Source organism: Moorena sp. SIO4G3 (assembly GCF_010692305.1).
GTDB lineage: Bacteria > Cyanobacteriota > Cyanobacteriia > Cyanobacteriales > Coleofasciculaceae > Moorena > Moorena producens_A.
This window is the reverse complement of sequence record NZ_JAAHIG010000600.1, coordinates 1-3,371: the sequence shown is the minus strand read 5'-3', so window position 1 is coordinate 3,371 and position 3,371 is coordinate 1. Positions and strand designations below refer to the sequence as shown.

The window sequence follows — 3,371 nt, the reverse complement described above, 5'->3', positions numbered from 1 at the left end:
GTTAATCAAGTATATAGTTTTTTTTGGTAATAAAAAAATGGTAGTCCTTGTTTACAAATCATTTGGAAATGCTATATATCGACTTGCCATAGCTAGATTTGTTCTGTATTGTTACTAAATACCCCCCAATTTTGGGGGTATTTCAGCCAGGGAAAAGGTTTTTGGCGAAACGTTAATGTTATGAAACCTTTTCCCTTCTCTTTTTTAGACTAATCGGAAACTAAGGGTTTATAAACTTCCATTGTTGACACTCCCCGGTCTAAAGACGCGGGGATTCTTCGTTCATAGACTCGACTTGCTGAACCTGGCCGGAACCAAGAACAGTAGAGGCCAAATCTCCCGAAGCGTTCATTGGATCTAAGATCCAGGTTCCGGTGTGCCCCACCGTACCCAAGGCTCTCTTCAGAATATTGATTGCAGCATTGTGGTCACGATCTAACTTGCAACCACATTTGCAGACATGAGTCCTAGTTGATAGTGACTTTTTAACCACTTCACCGCATTCAGAGCAGTTCTGGCTTGTATAGGCAGGATTCACCGCAACAGTGACCCGACCAAACTTAGTGCCAAAATGCTCCAACCATTTTCTGAATTGATGCCAACCTGCATCATTAATAGACTTAGCAAGACAGTGATTTTTAACTAAGTTCTTTACTCTTAAATCTTCATAGGCGACCAAGTCGTTAGACCGGATTACACGGCGCGCAAGTCTCTTTGCGTGCTCTTCGCGTTGCCTACTTATTTTAAGGTGCTGCCTGCCTAGTTTATTAATGGCTTTCTTACGGTTAGTTGAGCCTTTCTTCTTCCGGGAAACCCGGCGTTGATAAAACTTTAATCGTTTCTCTCCAGTTCTATAGAACCTGGGATTGGGTTCAGAGTTGCCGTCAGAATCAGTGTAGAACTCTTTGAGTCCCACATCTAGCCCGATGGTACTTTTGGATGGTTCTAGTTCCTCAACTACGTCAACTGAAACGCAGAATTGAACATAGTAGCCATCAGCTCTTTTGACTATCCGAACCCGCTTAATTTGCTTTTTGTCAAAACGCCACAAGTCCCAAGTCCCTTTGAGCTTGAGTTTTCCAATTCCTTTTTTGTCACTGAATGTAATTGACTTCTTGTCAGGGGATAGCTTCCATCCCGACTGTTTATACTCGACAGAACGACAGTGTTTTTGGAAGCGGGGAAACCCTTTCTTCCCAGGTACTTTTTTCTTGCAGTTGTCATAAAAGCGGACGTTCGCGAAGCGTGGCCTACGGCCAATCGATGACCATGCTCTTTCTGACGCAGCCTGGCGAGCTGTAGAGTTTAACTCCGACGCAAAAGAGAATTGATGAGCCAGTACTTTACTGTACTTACTAAGATCAAATTTGTTCGTCCCTTTGTTGTCCATCCATAAACGAATACAGCTGTTTCGGATAAATTTAACTGTCCGAATAGCTTCATCTATAGCTGAGTACTGAGACTCTTTACCTTTTGCTTTAAACTCTAAAATGATCATCGGTTATCGACCTCTACCGCTTCTAATTTATTCTACCATATCTAGAGTAAATTTCCGGATTATCTTAGAAATATTTTTCACGGCGACTAAAGTCGCTACCTGGCTTTCATCCCCGGTTTAAAAACACGGGGCTTTCAGCCTGGAGCAGTCCCGTAAAATTTTTAGATAATCTTACTGAGATTGATGGTTATATTTTCCCCGTTTCCCTTTGAGCATGGAAGCAACACCAAAGGCACCAAATACTAACATACCCAATACAGAGGTAGGTTCGGGAACTTTAACACCACCATTGATGAAGAATAATGTCCGGTCATACACCTTGCCACCAACGTCTCGCCCTAACTGTCTGCCGAATAGATCTCCATCATCGAAGTGAATGCCACCGTAGATGCGAGAACGACCAGCTTGATCAGCAGCATCGGAAAATGTCTCCCAAAATAGGGTGACTTCATCCGTCGGAGTCAAACCAGGTTCAAAACGAGAGGTACCAGGGGCAAAGGTTACTGAATTGCCGAACTCATCACTACCGGTAAATAGCTTGAAAATCTGAGCCGCAGCAGGACTGAAAGCACTATGTCCTGAGGTGAATTCGGCAAATGGAGGGGATGGATCGGCACCAGGAGTTTGGTAGGTAATGAAATCACTGGCTAATTGCCTGATCGTTTGTAGTTCTGGTCCACCATAAGATTCGATAGCAAAGCCTCCCAGCTCTTCATCGAATTCACCGATTAAGCCCAGCTCACCAAGTTCGCGAATTGCTCGAACGGGACGAGTATAGTCTCGATTCAGAGTACCCTTGACAAGACATGTTTAGGCGCTAACCACTACTCGTCCTACAGGACGAGCCACACAAGTCAAAATCATCCCTTGCTGCCGTTCCTCGTCTTCCAGAGCGTCAGGCTCATCATCATACTCTACCTTCCCTTCTAGAAGCTTTCGCTTACAAGCACCACAGGCTCCCATCCGGCAACCGCTTGGTAATGGTACCCCTTCTTGTTCTGCCACATCTAGGATGACATCCTCCCCATCACAGGTAACCTCTTTTCCAGACTCTGCAAAAACCACAGTGGGTTCATTAGAGGTTGATGGTGATTGTACTAGGTGTAGTCTAGGACGATGTTCCCCTTTGACTGGTTCAGGAGTTGCTGCTGTTGCTTTCTTTTTTGAGGGCTTTTTGCCGCCAAAGCTCTCTTCATGGTAGTTTTCCATGGGGAAGTCTAGACCCGCTAGCATCCCTTTCACCCCTGCCATAAAGGGATTCGGACCACAGACATAAACAATGCGATCGCGAAAATCTGGAGCCATCTGTTGCAGCATGGCTTGATTGAGTCTTCCGGTATAACCCGACCAAGCTTGATGGAGTTCTGGGCGAGTCGTAGTAATCGCCAGCTTAAAATTAGGGTACAAAGCTGCCATCAACTCTAATTTCTGACGGAAGATGATGTCTTGTGGGCTACGAGCACTGTGGACAAATACAACATCGACATCAGCACCGGTATCACAAAGCCATTTGGACATGGACATCATCGGGGTAATCCCACTACCTGCTGAGATCAACAGCAGTTTATCAGCCCTATGGTCAGCACAGGTAAATTTACCCATTGGACCATTTAATCTCACCTCGGATCCGACGTTGATGTTGTCGTGCAACCAGTTAGACACCAAACCCGCTGGCAGATCAGGAGCGTCTGGTGGTGCTGGAACTCTCTTGACAGTAATTTCCAAGGTATGAGGACGTGAGGGGGCCGAAGAGATGGAGTAGGAACGCTTCACTGGTTTGCCATCAATCTCCAAATCGAGAGTGACAAACTGACCTGGCTTGTAGCTGAACAGTATTGGTGGTTCGGCAACGAAGCGGAATGTTTTTACATCA

At 45.4% G+C, this 3,371-nt stretch carries 3 protein-coding genes; all 3 read right to left on the bottom strand.

The window, feature by feature from the left end; all coding sequences use genetic code 11:
* Nucleotides 1-259: 259 nt before the first annotated feature.
* Nucleotides 260-1,498, bottom strand: a complete 1,239-nt coding sequence (locus tag F6J99_RS43435; RefSeq protein WP_293123242.1) for an RNA-guided endonuclease TnpB family protein — start codon at nucleotides 1,496-1,498, stop codon at nucleotides 260-262.
* A 171-nt stretch (nucleotides 1,499-1,669) separates the two neighbouring features.
* Complete coding sequence (locus F6J99_RS43430) at nucleotides 1,670-1,963, bottom strand: PEP-CTERM sorting domain-containing protein (RefSeq protein ID WP_293123240.1); 294 nt, start codon at nucleotides 1,961-1,963, stop codon at nucleotides 1,670-1,672.
* 345 nt (nucleotides 1,964-2,308) lie between these two features.
* Nucleotides 2,309-3,371, bottom strand: a 1,063-nt coding sequence (locus F6J99_RS43425; RefSeq protein WP_293123237.1) for a hybrid-cluster NAD(P)-dependent oxidoreductase, incomplete at its 5' end; no start/stop codon positions are given.

What these genes read in the sequence shown, in the direction of transcription:
- F6J99_RS43435 (WP_293123242.1), bottom strand. Translation starts at nt 1,498, where the DNA reads ATGATCATTTTAGAGTTTAAAGCAAAAGGTAAAGAGTCTCAGTACTCA.